This is a genomic window from Corallococcus sp. bb12-1 (assembly GCF_026626765.1).
Taxonomy (GTDB): domain Bacteria; phylum Myxococcota; class Myxococcia; order Myxococcales; family Myxococcaceae; genus Corallococcus; species Corallococcus terminator.
Genome location: NZ_JAPNJZ010000003.1, coordinates 309,352 through 330,427 on the forward strand (window position 1 = coordinate 309,352; position 21,076 = coordinate 330,427).

The 21,076-nt window shown below is 70.0% G+C and carries 8 protein-coding genes (1 of these 8 cut by a window edge); 6 read left to right on the top strand and 2 right to left on the bottom strand.

Annotated elements, in window-relative coordinates:
• Together OV208_RS08950 and OV208_RS08955 are read left to right on the top strand one after the other, a co-directional pair.
• Window positions 1-590, top strand: the 3' portion of a protein-coding gene (locus OV208_RS08950; protein ID WP_267573395.1) for a non-ribosomal peptide synthetase. Its footprint begins 5,488 nt before the window's first position; the window shows 590 of its 6,078 coding nt (coding positions 5,489-6,078); the start codon falls outside the window, past its left edge; it ends in the stop codon at window positions 588-590.
• Window positions 587-4,777: an amino acid adenylation domain-containing protein gene (locus OV208_RS08955; protein WP_267573396.1), complete on the top strand. Its 4,191-nt coding sequence runs from the start codon at window positions 587-589 to the stop codon at window positions 4,775-4,777. The genes OV208_RS08950 and OV208_RS08955 overlap by 4 nt, the downstream gene beginning before the upstream one ends.
• Window positions 4,778-4,801: 24 nt before the next feature.
• Here the strand turns inward: OV208_RS08955 and OV208_RS08960 are convergent, their stop codons facing one another.
• Complete coding sequence (locus tag OV208_RS08960; RefSeq protein WP_267573397.1) at window positions 4,802-5,131, bottom strand: hypothetical protein; 330 nt, start codon at window positions 5,129-5,131, stop codon at window positions 4,802-4,804.
• A gap of 63 nt (window positions 5,132-5,194) precedes the next feature.
• The gene (locus tag OV208_RS08965) at window positions 5,195-6,385 is read right to left on the bottom strand and encodes an ArsA family ATPase (RefSeq protein WP_267573398.1); all 1,191 of its coding nucleotides are present in this window, start codon (window positions 6,383-6,385) and stop codon (window positions 5,195-5,197) included.
• 250 nt (window positions 6,386-6,635) lie between these two features.
• Here OV208_RS08965 and OV208_RS08970 point away from each other — a divergent pair, with 250 nt between their 5' ends.
• From OV208_RS08970 to OV208_RS08985, 4 genes are all read left to right on the top strand, one after another.
• Window positions 6,636-7,862, top strand: coding sequence for a cytochrome P450 (locus OV208_RS08970; RefSeq protein WP_267573399.1), 1,227 nt, complete (start codon window positions 6,636-6,638; stop codon window positions 7,860-7,862).
• 20 nt (window positions 7,863-7,882) lie between these two features.
• A complete protein-coding gene (locus OV208_RS08975; RefSeq protein WP_267573400.1) occupies window positions 7,883-8,845 on the top strand; it encodes an alpha/beta fold hydrolase in 963 nt (320 codons plus the stop codon).
• Window positions 8,846-8,918: 73 nt separating this feature from the next.
• Window positions 8,919-13,586, top strand: coding sequence for a non-ribosomal peptide synthetase (locus tag OV208_RS08980; RefSeq protein ID WP_267573401.1), 4,668 nt, complete (start codon window positions 8,919-8,921; stop codon window positions 13,584-13,586).
• Window positions 13,579-21,063 carry a non-ribosomal peptide synthetase gene (locus tag OV208_RS08985; RefSeq protein WP_267573402.1) on the top strand — a complete coding sequence of 2,495 codons (7,485 nt, stop codon included), beginning with the start codon at window positions 13,579-13,581 and terminating at the stop codon, window positions 21,061-21,063. The genes OV208_RS08980 and OV208_RS08985 overlap by 8 nt, the downstream gene beginning before the upstream one ends.
• The last annotated feature ends 13 nt before the right edge of the window (window positions 21,064-21,076 follow it).

Here is a 21,076-nt window from a genome sequence, read left to right on the forward strand (position 1 = left end):
GGGTCCACCTGCTGCGCGATGCCGGATACACCCAGAGCGCGTTGCTGAGCCACCCCGGCTCCCTCGCCGACGTCGTCGGGTTCGACGTGCTGCTGGCGCAGGCACCGCTCTCTGTCCGCCGCTTCGAACCCGACGCCCTGCGCGACCACCTCTCCCGGAAGCTGCCGGACTACATGGTCCCCGACTTCTACGTGCCGCTGGACGCGCTGCCACGGACGAGCACCGGGAAGCTCGACCGCAAGGCCCTGCCGGCCCTGGCCGCGCCCAGGCCCTCCGCGCCCGAGGACCTCGCCGGTCCCCGCACGCCCACCGAGGAGTTCCTGGTGAAGCTCTGGACGGCCCTGCTGGGCCTGGAGCGGGTGGGCCTCCACGGCAACTTCTTCGAGCTGGGAGGCGACTCGCTGCTGGCCACGCAGCTCACCGCCCGCGTGCGCGAGGCGTTCGAGATGGAGCTGCCGCTGCACGGCCTCTACGCCCACCCCACCGTCGCCACGCTGGCGGAGTACATCGACACGGTCCGCCAGGCGTTGCGCGCCACGACATCCATTCCCGACACGAGTTCAGAGCCCAGAGAGGAGGGTGAGCTGTGAGAAGCATCATGGAGGTGCTGTCCGAGGTGAACCGCCTGGGCATCAAACTGTGGGAGGAAGACCATCGCCTGCGCTTCAGCGCGCCCCAGGGAGCGCTGAGCCCGGAGCTGCGCAACGAGCTGGTGGAGCGCAAGGCGGAGCTGCTCGAACTGCTCCACACCTCGGTGGAGCTGCCGCGAGCGGTGCCGGAGCCCGAACGGCGTCATGAGCCCTTCCCGCTCACGGACATCCAGCAGGCGTACTGGGTCGGCCGCGCGGGCGCCGTCGACCTGGGCGGCGTCTCCACCCACGTGTACTTCGAGCTGGAGGGGCGGGGCATGGACGTGGAGCGCCTGGCTCGCGCGTGGAATCGGCTGGTGCAGCGGCACGAGATGCTGCGGGCCATCATCCTCGCCAGTGGCCAACAGCAGTTCCTGGCCCAGGTGCCCGCCTACGTCATCGCCACCAGCGACCTACGCCGGGCGGACGCCGGGGAAGCCACGCGCCTCATCGACGACGCGCGGCAACAGATGTCCCATCAGGTGCTGCCGACGGATCAGTGGCCCCTGTTCGAACTCCGGGCGACGTTGCTGCCAGAGGAGCGCGTCCGCCTCCACATCAGCATCGACGTCGTCATCGCGGACGGCGCCAGCATGACGCGCCTCTTCCAGGAGTGGTCCCAGCTCTACGCGCAGCCGGACCTCCCGCTCGCGCCGCTGGAGCTCTCCTTCCGGGACTACGTGATCGCGGAGGAACGCCTGCGCGACACGGAGTTGTACACGCGCTCACGCCACTACTGGATGGAGCGCCTGGAGGGCTTCCCGTCCGCTCCGGAGCTTCCGCTCGCCAGCAACCCGGCCACGCTGGAGAAGTACCAGTTCCAGCGACGCAGCGGCCGGCTGGAGCCCGCGACGTGGCGGCAGCTCGCGGCGCGCGCGCGCAAGGCGGGCCTCACGCCCTCTGGCCTGCTGATGGCCGCCTACGCCGAGGTCCTCGCGACGTGGAGCAAGGGCAAGCGCTTCGTCCTCAACCTCACCCTCTTCAACCGCCTGCCGCTGCACCCGCAGGTCCACGACATCGTCGGCGACTTCACGTCCATCAACCTGCTGGAGGTGGATGGCACGCTGCCGGGCACGTTCACCGACCGGGCCACCCGGCTCCAGCAACAGTTGCTGAAGGACATGGACCACCGCTTCTTCGGAGGCGTGCAGGTGCTCCGCGAGCTGGCGCGCCGCGAGGGCGGCACTCCGCGCACGCTGATGCCCGTGGTCTTCACCAGCGGCCTCGCCCTGGGGAGCTCCGGACAGGGAGCCTCCGCGCTGAACGAGCTCGGGACGCTGGTCTACGGCATCAACCAGACTCCGCAGGTGTGGTTGGACCTCCAGGTCCTCGAACAGGACGAAGGGCTGGCCATCAACTGGGACGCGGTGGAGGCGCTGTTCTCCCCCGGGATGCTGGATGACATGTTCGAGGCCTACCGCCAGCTACTGGAGACGCTGGCGGCGGGAGAGAAGGCCTGGACGGACGCCACGCTCAGCCTCACGCCCGCGGCGCACCTGGCTCGGCGCGAGACCATCAACGCCACCGGGGCCCCGCTCCCCGACGGCCTCCTGCACACGCCCTTCCTCCAGCAGGCCGCGCTGCGTCCCCAGCAGCCCGCCATCCTCAGTGGAGACCTCTGCCTCACCTACGGCGAGGTCGCGAAGCTCGCCACCGACCTGGCCCACCGGCTGCGGGAAGCGGGCGTCCAGCCCGATACGCTGGTCGCGGTGGTGATGGAGAAGGGCTGGGAGCAGGTCGTCGCCGTGCTCGGCATCCTCATGGCCGGCGCCGCCTATCTGCCGGTGGCCGCCGAACTTCCCCTGGAGCGCCGCCGCCACCTGCTGAGCGTGGGAGAGGTCCGCGTGGTGGTGACCCAACCGTGGATCGATGAGCGGGACGAATGGCCCGAGGGCTCGCGGCGGCTGCGCGTCGACCGCGCTCCCCTCGCACTGCCTCCGCCTCCGCCCCTCGCTCCCGTCACCTCTCCCCACCACCTCGCCTACGTCCTCTTCACCTCAGGCTCCACCGGACTGCCCAAGGGCGTGATGATCGACCACCGGGGCGCACTCAACACCCTGCTCGACATCAACTCCCGCTTCCGCCTCTCCTCCTCAGACCGCGTCCTCGCCCTCTCCGAGCTGGGCTTCGACCTCTCCGTCTTCGACATCTTCGGCCTGCTCGCCGTCGGTGGCTCCCTCGTCCTTCCAGACCCCGCCCTCGCACGCGACCCCTCCCACTGGGAGGAATTGCTGCGCCGCCACTCCGTCACCGTCTGGAACTCCGTCCCCGCCACCGTGGTGATGCTCGCCTCCCACCTCCAGGGACGCGCTCCTCCGCCCTCCCTTCGCCTCTGCATGCTCAGCGGCGACTGGATTCCCCTCTCCCTCCCAGAGCAGCTGCGCTCCCTCTGGCCCTCCCTGCTCCTCATCAGCCTGGGCGGCGCCACCGAAGCCTCCATCTGGTCCATCTTCCACCCCGTCGATTCCGTCAGGCCCGACTGGAAGAGCATTCCCTACGGCACCCCCCTCACCAACCAGCGCTTCCACGTCCTCGACGAGCTGCTGCGCCCCGTCCCCGACTGGGTCCCCGGCCATCTCTTCATCGCTGGCTCTGGCCTCGCGCTCGGCTACTGGCGCGACGAGACCCGCACCCAGGCCAGCTTCATCACCCACCCGCGCACCGGAGAGCGCCTCTACAAGACGGGAGACCTCGGCCGTTACTGGCCCCACGGCGCCATCGAGTTCCTCGGTCGCGAGGACTTCCAGGTCAAGGTCAACGGCTTCCGCATCGAGCTCGGTGAAATCGAGGCCGCGCTCGCACTTCACCCCTCCCTTCGCGAAGCCGTCGTCACCGCCGTCGGTGAGCCCGGGGCCAGCCGGCGGCTGGTGGCCCACATCGTTCCCGGGCCGGGCCTCAATGCTCCTCACGCCAGCAGCAACGACGGGCACCCGGTCGAGGCCGCGCCGCTCGGAGAGACTGTCCTCCAGGATCCCGTCGAGCGGCTGCAATTCAAGCTCCGGCAACCCGGCATCCAGCCCCTGACTCCGGACACGCAGGGCATCGCGCTGCCGGGCCCAGAGGTGGATGAGGCGCTGGTGCAGGCCTACCTGGAGCGGCAGACCGTTCGCGAGTTCCGCTCCGAACCCCTGGCCCTGGAGACGCTCGGCCAATTCCTGGCATGTCTGCGCCAGATTCCCATCCCGGGGGCACCGCTTCCCAAGTACCGCTACCCCTCCGCCGGTGGCCTCTATCCCGTCCGGGCCTACCTCAGCGTCAAGCCGGGCCGCGTGAAGGGATTGGAGGAAGGCCTCTACTACTACCACCCCGTCGAGCACCGGCTGGTGAAGCACCCCGGGGCGGGCGAGCTGCGCGCCGCCCACTACGGCGCGTACAACGAGGCCGCGTTCGACAAGGCGGCCTTCAGCCTGCTGCTGGTGGGGCAGCTCGACGCGGTGGAGCCCATGTATGGCGAACGGGCCCGGGACTACTGCCTCATCGAAGCGGGCGCCATGGGCCAGCTCCTGAGCGAGCACGCGACGCGGCACCAGCTGGGCCTGTGCGCTGTCGGCAGCTTCGCCTCGGACGGGATGAATGCGTTGCTGGCGCTGAGGCCACGGCAGGTCCTCCTGCACGGCTTCGTGGGCGGAGAGATTGATGCAGCCACGCTGAAGGCGTGGATGCAGCCGCGCCCCTCCAACGGCCCCGGCGTGGAGGCCCCGCTGCGCGAATTCCTGCGCAAGAAGCTGCCGGACTACATGGTTCCCACCCACTGGGTGCTCTGGGAGCAATTGCCCAGGACCCCGAACGGGAAGATCGACCGCAAGGCGCTCGCGTCCCGGGATGTGAGCACGGCAGCCACGCGCGCCCTGCCCGAGGCCCCTCGAACCCCGCTGGAGGAGAAGCTCCTGGCGCTCTGGCGGGAGCTGCTTGGAACCCAGACCCTGGGCATCCGGGACAGCTTCTTCATGCTGGGAGGGGACTCCCTGCTGGCCACCCGGCTGGTCGCCCGCCTCCGTGAGGAATTGGGCGTCGACGTGCCGCTGGCCAGCTTCTTCCGGACCCCGACCGTCGCTGGGATCGCCGAGTCCATCGAGCTGATGCAGTGGGCCGCCAACCCCGCCCCCCCGACCACGCCCGAGGCGGACGTCGAGGAGGTGGAGTTCTAGGCCCGGGCTTCCCTGCCGACCGCGCTACTTGATGCCGACCTTGATGAGCTTGGGGCTCTCCTCGGTCGGCGTCGCCTTCGCGGTCATGACGGTCTTCAGGCGACGATCCACCGTGGAGAGCAGGCTGCGCAGCACCTGCGACTGGGTCTCCAGCATCTGCTTCTGGAGGATCTCGAAGGTGTTCTTCTGCATCTCCGCCAGGTCCGACACCGACTGGAGCAGGGACTTGAACACCGGGGGCGCGTTCACCGGAACGCTGGGGCTCGTGGGCTCGGCGGCGGGAGAGGCGTCGTCGCGGGCCTCCAGCTGCTGCTGCGGGGACGCGGCGGGATCCGTGATGATGAGGCTGGCCATTCGAAATCCTCCTGATGGTGTGAAAGCTAGGGCACGTCGGACAACGGGGGACCTGGACGGTCCCTACTTCGCGAAGCGAACGACCAGCCGGCCGTTCTCCATGCTCGCTCCCTCGGTGCGCAACGGAATGATCGCGCGGGGCAGCAGGACGTTGCGCTTGAAGGTACCGACGCGGATGACCAGGTCCTCGTTCTTCCGGCTGAGGTCGATCTGCTCCTTGGTCACGAAGGGCATCTGGAGCTCCAGCTGGTAGTCGCCGCCCGGCTTCTTGGTGAACCCATAGGAGGGCGCATCGATGAAGAAGTCCGCCGGGTCCCGCTCCGCGTACAGCAGCTGTGAGAACTTCTCCAACTGGGCGACGCCCACCACCTCGTTGGAGAGCAACGGCAGGCTGGAGACGGGGACCGGAGAGAAGTAGTCCTTGATGTCCTGGGACTGGGCCTGCTGGGCCTGGGCCCACTGAGAGAAATAGCCCTCGCCCTGCGGCAACAGCCGGTTGATGACCACCGAGTCGGTGGTGATGCCGTACATGCAGAAGTACATGAAGGCCCGCTGCGTCTCACGGACCACCATCTTCTCCGGGTTGGTCACCAGACGCACCGACGTGACCTTCGGATCGCGCAGCATTTGATCAATACCGCCCATCCGCTCGAACAGCCGCTGGAGCGCCGTGAAGTAGGCGTCATCCGGCAGGTAGCTCTTGGCGGACTCGCTGAGCACGGAGGCCATGGGCCGCAGCAGCTTGACCAGCGTCTGGTCCATCTTCAGCCGCTTGCGCGCGTACCAGTCCAGGGTGGTGCTGAAGCTCACGAAGCGAAGCGCCTCGCTGGTGGGCGGACAGTCCAGGACGATGACGTCATAGCGCTTCTCGGTGACGTAGCGGTTGAGGTGCAGCAGCGCCACCATGTCTTCCATGCCGGGCATGATGGCGACCTCTTCGGCCACCACCTCGTCCAACCCACCGCCCGTCATCAGCGCGGCGCTGTAGCGGTAGATGTCCTTCCAGTTGCGCTCCATCTCCTCCTGGACGTCGATCTCCTGGAGGTCCAGGTTCTCCGCCACCCGCTTCGGCAGGCCCTTGTGTTGTTGGAAGAGTTGCTCTCCCTGATCGAAGGAGTCCGACAGGCTGTGGGCCAGGTCGAAGGAGAGCACGAGTGTCCTGTGGCCCTTCTTCGCGGCGGCCCAACCCGTCGCGGCGGCGACGGTGGTCTTGCCCACCCCGCCCTTGCCCGAAACCAAGATGATGCGTGGCATGAATCCTCCGTCGAGCTGCTGGGGGCTTCTGCAAAAGACTGACTGGAACGCGCGGGCCAGGGCCCGCGCAAGCCGTGGTGGAGCCTACGCTCGCCACCTTCAAGTACAAGCTTCACCTTCATGCCACGAACATGCGACGCAGCAGGTGGGGTGTGATGGATTCATGCCGCGTCGCGTCCGGTGCTTCCTGCTTCGTTCGTTGACGTGTGGCGAGGTGCATCCCTATCGTCGGACAATGCCAGACCCCTCCGTGAGCAACCGTCCGCAGGCCCCCGAACTGGGACTGATGACGCGCGAAGGAGCGGTCCGCGCCGCGGACATCTACCAGCGGCTGCGCGAGGCCGCCCCCGTGTCCTGGTCGCCGACCTTCATGGGCTGGCTGATCATGGGTCACGCGGAGGTGACGAGCGCGTTCCGCCACCCGCAGCTGAGCTCCGAACGCGTGGACGCGACGCTCGAACCCCAGCTTCGCCGCGCCGCGCCGGGCACCACCGACCACCTGCTGCGCTTCACGCGCAGGTTCATCACCATGAAGGATGGGACGGCCCACGCCACGACGCGCAGGTGGGCCAGCCGGGGGTTCGGTCCCCAGCGCCTCGCCAGCTGGCGCCCCGTGGTGGAGCGGACCACCCACGACCTGCTGGACGCGGTGGCGGCCCGCGGAGAGCTGGATGTCGTCAAGGACTTCGCCGACCCGCTCCCCGGGCGCGTCATCACCGCGCTGTTCGGCGTGGCCACCGCGGACCAGCCGATGTTCCACGAGTGCTCGGAGCGGATCGCCGCGTTCTTCGGGGGCGCGCTGCACCAGATGGAAGCCGCCGCGCCGCGCGCCAATGCCGCCATCGCGCGGCTGGACGCCTACTTCCGGGGTCGGCTCGCGCAGGAGCGGCATCAACCGGGAGAGGACCTGCTGGGTCTGTGGATCGCGGGGCACGAGGGCGCGGAGCTGGACGAAGAGGACGTGGTGGCCCAGTGCATCGCCACGCTGGTGGGCGGCAACATCACCACCACGGATCAACTGGCGATTGGCGCGCGCGTGTTCCTGGAGCATCCCGAACAGCTGCGCCTCCTGCGCGAACAGCCGGAGCTGGCGCGGCCGGCGGCGGAGGAGCTGGTGCGCTTCGAGGGCTCGGTGCCCTTCATGCACCGCATCGTCAAGGAGGACTTCGAGTTCGGCGGCAAGCCCTTCAAGAAGGGGCAGACCGCGTTCCTGGGCATCACCTCCGGCAACCATGATCCGCGCGTCTTCGAAGCGCCGGAGCGCTTCGACATCCTGCGCAAGCCAGGGCCCAACCTCGGCTACGGTACGGGGCGCCACACCTGTCTGGGCATCCACCTGGCGCGTCTGGAATTGGAGGTCGCGTTGCAGACGTTGTTCCAGCGCCTGCCAGGGCTCCGGTTGGATGAGCGCCGACCTCCCCGGGTGAAATTCAACCTGCTCACCCGGGGCCTCGAGTCCCTCATGGTCAGGTTCTGACCCCGTCTGGAGAAGAAGCCTTGGACCGTCCGTCCCCTGGAGCACAAGCGCTGTCGCCGGTGAAGCAGCGGCTGCTGGAGCAGCTGCGCGGCCAGCAACAGGCCGCGCGTACCGGCACGCCCCGGGGCCGCGCCGAGCTGCCCGTCGTCGCCCTCAACGCGGAAGGGGACCGGGTCCCCTTCTTCTGCGTGGCCCCCGCCGGTGGCAGCCCGCTGTGCTACCTGGAGCTGGCGCGGGCCCTGGGGCCGGATCAACCCTTCTACGGCTTCCAGTCCCAGGGACTGCTGGACGGCAAGCCGATGCTGTCGAGCGTGGAGGACATGGTCACGCTCTACCTCCAGGGTCTGCGCGCCGTGCAGCCCGCGGGGCCCTACCTGCTGGGAGGGTGGTCGTTTGGCGGCATCGTCGCCTTCGAGATGGCCCGGCGCCTGGAGGCCGAGGGTGAGAAGGTCGCCCTGCTGGCGCTGCTGGACGGCGGCGTGGTGCACGCGGACAAGCCCCTCAAGCTGCACCGGCCCCGCGACCTGGCGCTGTGGTTGATGATCCTGGGCAACTACGTGTCGAAGCTGAAGCCGCCGACCTCCTACGAAGAGCTGCGCGTCCTGGCGCAGTGGGTGGGCGTCAGCCTGCCCCTGTCGCCCCGGGAGAACCTGCAGGGTGGCGTGGCCTCGCAGTGGCGCTTCATCCGGCGCATGGGCCACGACCTGCTCAACGCCGTGCAGATGTTCACGACGAACACGCGGGCGGGCAGCCGCTACGTTCCCGGGCCTTATGGCGGTGGTCGCGTCGCGCTTCTGCGCACGCCGCAGGACGTCCATGTGGAAGCGGATCCGCTGATCAACGGCGTGCGAAGGTATTGCACCGGCGAGCTTGAGATCTACGAAACGCCCGGCAGCCATCTGGCCCTGATGATGGACAAGGACCAGGTCGAAGCGCTCGCGAAGCAACTGCGCTGGTGCCTGGAGCGGGCGGTGGCACCGTAGCCGTCCGCGGGCCGCCGTGGGACCGGCCCCTCCGGCATGGGGTCAGGAACGACATGGAAAGGGACGACCGCACGTGAGACGCGTCGAAGAGCTTCTGTCGGAGCTGCGTCAGAAGGGCATCACCCTCCACATGGAGGGAGAGAAGCTGCGGTGCCGGGCTCCACGTGGGGCGCTCGACGCGCGCATGCGCGCGGCCGTGGAGGAGCACAAGGAGGAGCTGCTCGCTTTCCTGCGCCGTGCCACCCCCGCCGCGCCGCTGCCCCAGCTGGTCCCCGCTCTCGCGCAGCGCTTCGAACCCTTCCCGCTGACGGACGTCCAGCACGCCTACTGGTTGGGTCGCAGCGGCGCCTTCGAGCTGGGCCAGGTCTCCACCCACGGCTACTGCGAGCTGGAGAGCCGCGGCCTGGATCCGGTCCGGCTGGAGGCCGCCCTGCGCCAGCTCATCGCGCGGCATGACATGCTCCGGGCCGTCATCCTCCCGGATGGACGGCAGCGGATTTTGGAGTCCCCGCCGCCCTACCAGCTCGCGGTGGTGGACCTGCGCGGACAGCCCGGGGAGGTCATCGAGGCCCGGCTCGCGGCCCTGCGGCAGGAGATGGCGCACCAGGTCCTCCCGTCGGACCGCTGGCCCCTGTTCGACATCCGGGCCTCGCTCATGGACGGGCAGCGGCTGAGGCTCCACCTGAGCCTCGACGCGCTCATCGCGGACGTGTGGAGCATGGGGCTCATCTTTCGCGAGTGGGCCTGGCTCTACCACCACCCCGGGCAGCCCCTGCCGCCGCTGGCGCTGTCCTTCCGCGACTACGTCCTCGCCGAGCAGGCCCTGCGGGAGACGGAGCACCACGCGCGCTCCAAGGCCTACTGGATGGGCCGGCTGGACACCCTGGCCCCCGCGCCCGAGCTGCCCCTGTCCAAGAGCCCCAGCGCGCTGGAGGAGACCGTCTTCGAGCGCCGGGCCTTCCTCTTGTCCCGCGAGGACTGGCAGGCGCTGAAGCATCAGGCCACCCAGGCGGGCCTCACGCCCTCCGTGGCGATCTTCGCCGCGTTCGCGGAGGTGCTGGGCACCTGGAGCAAGAACCCCCGGTTCACGCTCAACCTGACGCTCTTCAACCGCCTGCCGCTGCACTCCCAGGTGGACGGACTCGTCGGGGACTTCACGTCGCTGACGCTGCTGGAGGTGGACCACTCGCGCCCGGAGTCCTTCACGGACCGGGGCCTGCGGCTGCAGGAGCAGCTCTGGCGGGATCTGGATCACCGCCACTTCAGCGGCGTGCGCGTCCTGCGGGAGCTGGCGCGTCGCGAGGGCGGTGGCCAGAAGGCGCTCATGCCCGTCGTCTTCACCAGCACCCTGGCGCTCGGCGCCGCCGGGCAGACCTCGCCCGAGGAGGACTGGCTGGGCGAGGTGCTCTACGGCATCGGGCAGACGCCCCAGGTCTGGTTGGATCACCAGCTCGTGGAGCAGCGCGGCGGTGCCCTGCTCTTCACCTGGGATGCCGTGGAGGCGCTGTTTCCTCCGGGCCTGTTGGACGACATGTTCGGCGCCTACGAGCAGTTGGTGCGCCAGCTGGCCATGGGCCACACCGGATGGAGCGCGGAGCGCACCGCGCTGTTGCCCGCCTCCCAGTTGGCGGAGCGCCAGGGCGCCAACGCCACCCTGCATCCGCCTTCCGAACAGCTGCTGCACGGCCTCTTCGAGGAGCAGGCCCGGCGCCATCCCGACGCGCCGGCCGTCATCACCCCGGAGCGCACGCTGTCCCATGCCGACGTGGCCCGGGTGGCGCGTCAGGTCGCCACCTCCCTGCGGGAGCGCGGCGTCGGCGCGAACACGCTCGTCGCCGTCATCATGGACAAGGGCTGGGAGCAGGTCCCCGCCGTGCTCGGCATCCTCATGGCGGGCGCGGCGTACCTGCCCATTGATGCGCGGTGGCCCGCGACGCGCAGGGCCGCGCTGCTGGAGCAGGCCGGCGTCGTCCTGGCCGTGACGCAGACCGCCCTGGAGGACACCCTGGAGTGGCCCCCGGGCGTGCACCGGCTGTCCCTCGATGAGCAGGCGCTGCACGCGCCCGACCCCGGACCGCTCCCTTTCGTCGCGCAGGATCCGGACGGGCTCGCGTACATCATCTACACGTCCGGCTCCACGGGGGTCCCGAAGGGGGTGATGATCAGCCATCGCGGCGCGGTCAACACGCTGCTCGACATCAACCGCCGCTTCGCCATCGGGCCTGGGGATCGCACGCTCGCCATCTCCGCGCTGACGTTCGACCTGTCGGTCCACGACATCTTTGGAATGCTGGCCGCGGGCGGGGCCGTCGTCATCCCGAGCACGGACGAGGCGCGGGATCCCGCCTGCGTGGCGCGGCTCATGACGGAGCACGGGGTGACGGTGTGGAACTCCGTGCCCGCCCTGATGCAGTTGCTGGTCGACTACCTGGGAGCCCATCCCGGGCAGGTGCCGCCGGGCCTGCGCCTGTGCCTGCTCAGCGGTGACTGGGTGCCCCTGGCGCTGCCTCCCTCCATCCGGTCGCACTGGCCCGAGGCGCGGACCGTCAGCCTGGGAGGCGCCACCGAGGCCTCCATCTGGTCCATCTTCCACCCCATCGGGGAGATTGCCCCGGACTGGAAGAGCATCCCCTACGGCAAGCCGCTGGCGAACCAGCACCTCCACGTCCTCAACCCGGCGCTCGAACCGTGCCCGGTCTGGGTGCCGGGGGCGCTCTACATCGGCGGACAGGGCCTGGCGCTCGGCTACTGGCGCGACGCGGAGCGCACGCAGGCCAGCTTCATCACCCACCCGCGCACCGGCGAGCGGCTCTACAAGACGGGCGACCTGGGACGCTACCTGCCGGGTGGCGACATCGAGTTCCTCGGCCGCGAGGACTTCCAGGTCAAGGTCAACGGCTTCCGCATCGAGCTGGGGGAGATTGAAACCGCCCTGCTGCAACACCCGGACGTGAAGGAGACCGTCGTCACCGCGGTCGGTGAGCTCCGCGGTCCCAAGCAGCTCCTCGCCTATGTCGTCCCAGGCGGGAGTCAGGGCTCACGACTGCTGGAGGGTGAGCACGCCGAACCGGGAGAGGTCCACGCCCGATGGCGGGCGCTCATCGAAGCGGGCCGCGCGGAGGCCCGCCGGGACACGCAGGACATCGAGGGCTTCACCGCGCTCTGGGGCGCCCTGGATGGCATCTACCTGGACGCCGTCTGCCGCGCCCTGCGCGAGCTGGGGGCCTACGCCACGCCGGGCGAACGTCATGAGCGCTCCGAGCTGATGGCGCGCTGTCGCCTTTCACCCCGGTATGAGCGGTGGCTCGCGCGAGCCCTCCAGGCCCTCACCCGCGAGGGGCACCTCCTCCAGGAGGGGGAGCGCTTCACCAACCCGGCGCCGCTTCCGGTGAAGCCGCGCGAGGCTCGGCGCGAGGAGCTGGGCCGGCACCTGAAGGCCAGCGCGGGCTTCGCGATGGGGGACGTGGAGAAGTTCCTCGACGTAGCCGAGGGGCTGGCGGACATCCTCACCGAGCGCGTCCACTCCGCCCAGGTCTACGCCGCGGAGGAGACGCCGCGCGTCTACCAGAAGCTCTTCCCCCGGGCGAACGCCACCGCCGCCCAGGTGATGCGCGCGGTCGTCGAGCAGCTACCGGCGGAGCGCCCCCTGCGCATCATCGAGGTGGGAGGCGGCTACGGCACGGCCACCGTCCACCTGCTGCCGCTGCTGCCCGCGGAGCGCACCAGCTACGTCTTCACCGACATCTCCCAGTACTTCCTCCAGGAGGCGCGAAAGCAGTTCGCGCGCTTCCCGTTCCTCGCCTACGAGCGGCTGGACGTGGAGAAGCCGCCCGTGGCCCAGGGCTTCGAAGCGCACGCCTACGACGTCGTCGTCGCGGTCAGCGTGCTGCACGGCACCGCGCGCATCGAGGAGAGCCTGCGACACCTGCGCTCGCTGCTGGCGCCGGGCGGGGTGCTGCTGATCATCGAGGAGACGCGCTTCTTCCCCTCGTTCGATCTGGGCATGGGATTGCAGCAGGGCTTCGACCGGTTCGTGGACGACGAGCTGAGGAGCGCCCACCCGCTGCTGTCGCGCGAGCTCTGGCAGCGCATGCTCGCCCAGACGGGCTTCGAGGAGAGCGAGGTGCTGCACCAGCCGGGCACCCTGTCGGACTACCTGGGGTTCGACGTCATCCTGGCGCGTGGGCCGCTGTCGACGCGGCGGGGCCGGTGGGATGTGTTGCGCGAACACCTCTCCCAGCGGCTGCCGCCGTACATGGTGCCGTCCTCCTTCGTGATGCTGGACGCGCTGCCGTTGACGGCCAACGGCAAGGTGGACCGGCGGGCCCTGCCCCTGCCAAACGCGACTCGCGCGGCCCGTGCGGAGGCAGGCACGTCGCCGCGCAATCCCACCGAGGCGGCCCTGGCGAGGATCTGGGCGGAGGTGCTCGGACTGGAGCGGCTGGGCGTCCACGACGACTTCTACGAGGTGGGCGGAGACTCCCTGCTGGCCACGCAGATCTCCACGCGCGCCAGGGATCACTTCCAGGTGGAGGTGCCGCTGCGGACCCTTCTGGAGCTGCGCACGGTCGCGGCGCTCGCGGCCCACCTGGACGCCGCGAACGCAGGGCACACCGCCGCCGTCGATGACCTCAAGGCGCGGGTGGCCGCGGGCGCGCTGGAGGGCGCGGAACTGGATGCGCTCCGGGAGCTGCTCGCGGAAGTGGACGCCGCGCCCGGCGATGAGTCCCGTCATGGATGACCTGCTCAAGCAGTTGCAGCGCCTGCCCCCGGAGCAGCGCGAGCAGATCCTCCAGAAGCTCGCCCGGCGGCAGCCCGCGTCCGCGAGGGAGAAGGTCCCAGCGGAGTCCGCCATCCCCCGGGTCGCGCGACAGCCGAGGATGCCGCTGTCGTTCGCTCAGCAGCGGCTCTGGTTCCTGTGCCAGTTCGAGGGCCAGAGCCTCGCCTACAACATCCCCGGCGTCCTGCGCCTCGACGGGCCGCTGCGACACGAAGCGCTTGAGCAGTGCCTGAACACCATCGTCCAGCGCCACGAGGCCCTGCGGGCCTCGTTCCTGCTCGACGCGGACGCCCCCATCCAGGTGATTGCCCCGGAGCTGGCGGTGCCGCTGCCCGTCGTGGATCTCCAGGGCCTGGACAGCGCCGCGCAGGATGACGAAGTCCAGCGACGGGCCACGCAGGAGGCGCGCACGCCCTTCTCGCTGGACCGGCCGCCCCTGCTGCGGCTCACGCTGCTGCGGCTCGCCCCGGAGCGGCATGTCCTGCTCCTCACGTTCCATCACATCGTGTTCGACGGGTGGTCCATCCACCTGTTCGTCCGGGAGCTGACCCAGCTCTACGCGGCCTCAATGAATGGAACGCCCGGCCCGCTGCCGGAGCTGACCCTCCAGTACGTCGACTTCGCGTGCTGGCAGCGGGAGTGGCTGCGCGGCGACAAGCAGGAGCGCGAGCTCGCCTACTGGAAGAAGCAGCTCACCGGGGCACCCGCGCAGGTCGCGCTGCCGACGGATCGCCCCCGGCCTCCCGTACAGTCCTTTCGCGGGGACGCCGTGTCCTTCCATCTGGGGCGCAGGCTCACGCAGCAGCTCAAGGCGGTGGGGGAGAAGACAGGGGCCACGCTGTTCATGGTGCTGCTGGGCGCCTTCGCGGGCCTGCTGCACCGCTACCGGGCCGGCGACGATCTCGTGGTGGGCACGCCCATCGCCAACCGGGGCCGCCGCGAGCTCGAATCGCTCATCGGCTTCTTCGTCAACACGCTGGCCCTGCGCATCGACCTGGGCGGGGATCCGTCCTTCCTCCAGCTCGTGGAGCGCGTGCGGCGCGTCACCCTGGACGCATACACCCACCAGGATCTCCCCTTCGAGCGGCTGGTCGAAGAGCTGCACCCGGAGCGCAACCTCAGCAGCAACCCCGTGGTGCAGGTCCTCTTCGCCCTGCAGAACACGCCCGCCGGCCTAATTGAACTGCCGGGGCTCATCGTCACGCCGCTGGAGATGCCGGCCGTCACGGCCAAGTTCGACCTCACGCTCCTGATGGAGGACACGGCCGAAGGGCTGCGGGGCTGGTTGGAATTCAGCACGGACCTCTTCGACCCCGCTTCGGTCCGCCGCATGGCCTTGCACTACGAGAACCTGCTGGCGGGGATCGCCGCGGATGCGCATCAGCCCCTGAGCGCCCTGCCCCTGCTGACGCGAGCAGAAGCCCAGCAGGTGGTGGAGGAGTGGAACCGCACCGACGTGGTGTACCCGGAGCAGGACTGCCTGCACGCGCTCATCGAAGCCCAGGTGCGCCGCACTCCCGACGCCACCGCCCTCGTCTTCGAAGGCCACTCCCTCACCTACCGCCAGTTGGATGAGCGCGCCAACCAGCTCGCCTGGCACCTGCGCTCCCTCGGCGTCGGCCCCGAGTCCTCCGTCGCCGTCTGCCTGGAGCGCTCCGTCGAGCTCGTCATCGCCCTGCTGGGCGTCCTCAAGGCCGGCGCCGCCTACGTGCCCCTGGACCCGGGCTACCCCGCCGAGCGCCTCGCCTTCATGCTCTCCGACTGCGCCGCCCCCGTCCTCCTCACCCAGCGCGCGCTCGCCTCCACCCTCCCGACTTCCTCCTCCGCCGCCCGCGTCCTCTTCCTCGACGAGGCCGCGCCCCTGCTCGCGCTCCAGCCCTCCGGCCCGCTCGCGCTCGCCCTCGCACCCGACGCCCTCGCCTACGTCATCTACACCTCGGGCTCCACCGGCCAGCCCAAGGGCGCCATGAATTCCCACCGCGCCGTCGCCAACCGCCTCCTCTGGATGCAGCGCTCCTTCCAACTCGGGCCCAACGACGCCGTCCTCCAGAAGACGCCCTTCAGCTTCGACGTCTCCGTCTGGGAATTCTTCTGGCCCCTGCTCAGCGGCGCACGCCTCGTCCTCGCGCGCCCCGGCGGACACCAGGACAGCGCCTACCTGGCCCACCTCATCCACCAGCAGCGCATCACCACCCTCCACTTCGTCCCCTCCATGCTGCGCGCCTTCCTGGAGCAGCCCGACCTCTCCGGCTGCTCCGGCCTGCGCTACGTCTTCACCTCCGGAGAAGGCCTCCCCGCCGACGTCCAGCAGCGCTTCGCCTCCCGCCTCTCCGCCCAGCTCCACAACCTCTACGGCCCCACCGAGGCCGCCATCGACGTCACCGCCTGGCACTGCGCCCTTCCCAGCCCCACCCCTGTCGTCCCCCTGGGCAGGCCCGTCGCCAACACCCGCGTCTACGTCCTCGACGCCCACCTGCGGCCCGTCCCGCTCGGCGTCCCAGGTGAGCTCTTCCTCGCGGGCGTCCAGCTCGCTCGCGGATACCTGCACCGCCCCGCACTCACCGCCGAGCGCTTCATCCCGGACCCCTTCAGCCCCACCCCCGGCGCACGCCTCTACCGCACCGGAGACCTCACCCGATGGCTCCCCGGCGGCGTCCTCGAGTTCCTCGGCCGCCTGGATGAGCAGGTGAAGCTGCGCGGCCTACGCATCGAGCTGGGGGAGATTGAAGCCGCACTGCGCCTGCATCCCGCCGTCTCCCAGGCCGTCGTCCTCGCTCGACGCGATTCCCCGGACCGACTCCAACTCGTCGCCTATGTCGCGCCGCACGCGGACCCGTCCGTCCTCACCGACGACCTGCGACGCTTCCTGTTGGAGAAGCTGCCGGACTACATGGTGCCGGCGTTCTTCGTCGTGATGGACGCCCTGCCGCTCTCACCGAACGGCAAGGTGGATCGGCGCGCCCTGCCCGCGCCGCGCGTGGATCCGGAGTCTCCCGCGGAGTCCTCGGCACAGCCTCGCAGCCCCACCGAGGAGGCCCTGGCCACGATCTGGAGCCACGTGCTGGGACGGGAGCGGATCGGGCTCGCCGACAACTTCTTCGGACTCGGGGGCGATTCCATCCTGGGCATCCGGATCATCACCGCCGCGAGGGCCATCGGGCTGGAGCTCGCCCTGCCCCAGCTCTTTCAACACCAGACGCTCCAGGCCCTGGCCCGCGCGGCCGAACAGGGACCGAACCCCGTCCCGGAGCGCCCCAGACTCCAGCCCTTCGAGCTCGTGTCACCGGAGGAGCGCGAGCGCCTGCCGCCCGGGCTCGAGGACGCCTATCCCCTGGCGACGCTGCAAGCGGGGATGCTCTTCCACAGCGAGCTTCGCCCCGACACGCCCGTCTACCACGACGTCTTCAGCTACCACCTGCGCGCGCGCCTGGAGCCGGACCTGCTCGTCCAGGCCCTCCACGAATTGGTGGAGCGACACCCCATCCTGCGGACCGGCTTCGCGCTGTCTGGCTTCAAGCAGCCCCTGCAATGCGTGCACGCGAAGGCGGAGCCTCTCGTGGGCTTCACGGAGCTGGGGCACCTGGACGCAGCGGCGCAGGAGGCTGCCGTGGAAGCCTGGAGCCTCCAGGAGCGGGCCACGCCCTTCGACTGGATGCGGCCTCCGCTGATCCGCTTCCAGGTCCATGCCCGCGGCGCGGAAGGCTTCACCCTGAGCCTCGGGTTCCACCACGCCATCCTCGATGGGTGGAGCGTGGCCACGCTGGTCACCGAACTGCTCCAGCGCTACCTGGCGCTGACCGGCCGGGACGCGGGCACACCGGCGCCTCCGCTCGGGCAGCACTACCGGGACTTTGTCGCCCTGGAGCAGCAGGCGCTGACGTCCGACGCGACGCGGGCCTTCTGGAAGGAACGACTCGCGGAGGCGAGCCCGTCGCGGCTGCCGCGCTGGCCGGGAGATCGCACGGCCCGGACGGGAACGCAGGGCGAGCTGGAGGTGCCGCTCTCCGATGCGCTCTCCCAGGGGCTGAAGCGGCTGGCGGGACTGGCGGGAGTGCCGCTCAAGAGCGTGCTCCTGGCCGCGCACCTGCGGGTGCTGCGCCACCTCGGCGAACAGCGGGTGCTGACGGGCCTCGTCTCCCACGGGCGCCTGGAGGAAGCGGATGGGGAGCGGGTGCTGGGTTTGTTCCTGAACACCCTGCCCATCGTGATGGACCTCCCGGCGGGCACGTGGATCGAACTGGCACGTCAGGCCTTCCAGGCCGAGCGCGCCGCGATGCCCTTCCGGCGGCTGCCCCTCGCGGAGATCCAACGCCTGGCGGGAGGACAGACCCTCTTCGAAACGGTCTTCAACTTCGCCCACTTCCACGTCTACCAGGGCGTCGTCCAGCAGGAGGGCATCGAGATCGCGGGCGGGAAGTTCTTCGAACAGACGCACTTCACGCTCGCCGCCAACTTCCAACTCGACCTCTTCGGACGTCAGGTCCGGCTGCGGCTGAGCTACGACGCGGGAGAACTCGACACGATGCAGGTGGAGCGCCTGGGCGGCTACTACGCGCGGGTCCTCCAGGCCATGGCGAGCAAGCCCGAGGCGCGCCACGAAACCGCCTCCTTGTTGACGCACGAAGAAGCGCAGCAGGTGGTGGAGGAGTGGAACCACACCGACGTGGTGTACCCGGAGCAGGACTGCCTGCACGCACTCATCGAAGCCCAGGCGCGCCGCACCCCCGACGCCACCGCCCTCGTCTTCGAAGGCCAATCCCTCACCTACCGCCAGTTGGATGAGCGCGCCAACCAGCTCGCCTGGCACCTGCGCTCCCTCGGCGTCGGCCCCGAGTCCTCCGTCGCCGTCTGCCTGGAGCGCTCCGTCGAGCTCGTCATCTGCCTGCTGGGCGTCCTCAAGGCCGGCGCCGCCTACGTGCCCCTGGACCCGGGCTACCCCGCCGAGCGCCTCGCCTTCATGCTCTCCGACTGCGCCGCCCCCGTCCTCCTCACCCAGCGCGCGCTCGCCTCCACCCTCCCGACTTCCTCCTCCGCCGCCCGCGTCCTCTTCCTCGACGAGGCCGCGCCCCTGCTCGCGCTCCAGCCCTCCGGCCCGCTCGCGCTCGCCCTCGCACCCGACGCCCTCGCCTACGTCATCTACACCTCGGGCTCCACCGGCCAGCCCAAGGGCGCCATGAATTCCCACCGCGCCGTCGCCAACCGCCTCCTCTGGATGCAGCACTCCTTCCAGCTCGGGCCCAACGACGCCGTCCTCCAGAAGACGCCCTTCAGCTTCGACGTCTCCGTCTGGGAGTTCTTCTGGCCCCTGCTCAGCGGCGCTCGCCTCGTCCTCGCGCGCCCCGGCGGCCACCAGGACAGCGCCTACCTGGCCCACCTCATCCTCCAGCAGCGCGTCACCACCCTCCACTTCGTCCCCTCCATGCTGCGTGCCTTCCTGGAGCAGCCCGACCTCTCCGGCTGCTCCGGCCTGCGCTACGTCTTCACCTCCGGCGAAGGCCTCCCCGCCGAACTCCAGCAGCGCTTCGCCTCCCGCCTCTCCGCCCAGCTCCACAACCTCTACGGCCCCACCGAGGCCGCCATCGACGTCACCGCCTGGCACTGCGCCCTTCCCAGCCCCACCCCCGTCGTCCCCCTGGGCAGGCCCGTCGCCAACACCCGCGTCTACGTCCTCGACTCCCACCTGCGGCCCGTCCCGCTCGGCGTCCCCGGGGAGCTCTTCCTCGCGGGCGTCCAGCTCGCTCGCGGATACCTGCACCGCCCCGCACTCACCGCCGAGCGCTTCATCCCGGACCCTTTCAGCTCCACGCCGGGCGCGCGCCTCTACCGCACCGGAGACCTCACCCGGTGGCTGCCCGGCGGCGTCCTTGAGTTCCTCGGCCGCCTGGATGAGCAGGTCAAACTGCGTGGACTGCGCATCGAGCTGGGGGAGATTGAAGCCGCCCTGCGCCTGCATCCCGCCGTCTCCCAGGCCGTCGTCCTCGCTCGGCGCGATTCCCCGGAACGACTCCAACTCGTCGCCTATGGCGTTCCCTCGATGGAGCAGGCCCATCCGCTGCTGCGCAGGGTGCGCTGGCAGAAGGAGGGCCTGCTGGAGGAGACCACGCTCCGGGACCTGCCCAACGGGATGACGGTCACCCACCTCAACCCGGGTGAAACAGACTTCCTCTACGAGGAGATCTTCCACCAGAACAGCTACCTGCGGCACGGCCTCACGCTGCGGGACGGGGACTGCGTCTTCGACGTGGGCGCGAACATCGGCCTCTTCACGCTCTTCGCCGCACAGCAGGCCCGGAAGGTCCGCGTCTTCGCCTTCGAGCCCATCCCGCGCATCTTCGAGAAGCTGCGCATGAACGTCGCGCTGCACGGCGTGGATGCCGTGCCCATCGAGGCGGGCCTCTCCCGTGAGCAGGGACGCGCCACCTTCACGTACTACCCGCATGTCTCCATCGTCTCGGGCCGCTTCGCCGACGCGGGCGAGGAGCGCGCGGTCGTCGCCGCGTACCTCCAGGGTCAGCAGGGCACATCCCCGGGCACCGCGCCCGACAAGGCCCAGGTGGACGAACTGCTCACCTCCCGCCTGCGAGGCGAGCTGGTGGACTGCCAGCTGCGGACCGTGTCCGACGTCATGCGCGAGCACGGCGTGGAGCGCATCGACCTGCTGAAGGTCGACGTGGAGAAGAGCGAAGCGGATGTCCTCGCGGGCATCGCCGAAGAGGACTGGCCCCGCATCCGACAGGTGGTCGTCGAGGTCCACGACAAGGACGGCCGGCTGGAGCAGCTCACGCGGTTGCTGAAGCAGCATGGCTTCGAGCTCGTCGTCGAACAGGAGGAGGGCCTCCAGGACTCCGGCCTTCACGGCATCTGGGCGCGTCGGCCCGAAGCCACGGCTCCCGCGCGCGCGTCGCAGACGCCCGGCCCGCTGCCCTTCAGCAGCCCGCGCACCTGGGCCGAGGACCTGCGGCAGTCGCTCGCGCGCACGCTGCCGGAGTACATGATTCCGGAGTTCTTCGTGCCCCTGGACGCGCTGCCGCTGTCTCCGTCCGGGAAGCTGGAGCGCCGCGCCCTGCCCGCGCCGGACGTCTCCTCGCTCCGTCAGGGGCGGGAGCTGGTCCTTCCGCGCACGCCGGATGAACAGCTCATCGCATCCATCTGGCAGGGCGTCCTGGGCCTCACCGAGGTCGGCGTCGACGAGAGCTTCTTCCGGCTGGGCGGGCACTCGCTGCTGGCCACGCAGGTGCTTTCCCGGTTGAGGGACGCACTCCAGTTGGAGCTGCCCCTTCAGTTGATTTTCGACGCTCCCACCGTGGCCACCCTGGCCCAGGCCCTCGCTGCGCACCGCCAGAGCGCGGCGCCGCGCCCCTCACCGACCGCCATCCCCAGGCTCTCCCGGGAGCGCCACCGCGCGAAGAGCCCTCCGCCGAACAAGCCTGGCACCTGAGCCCAAGAGCCTC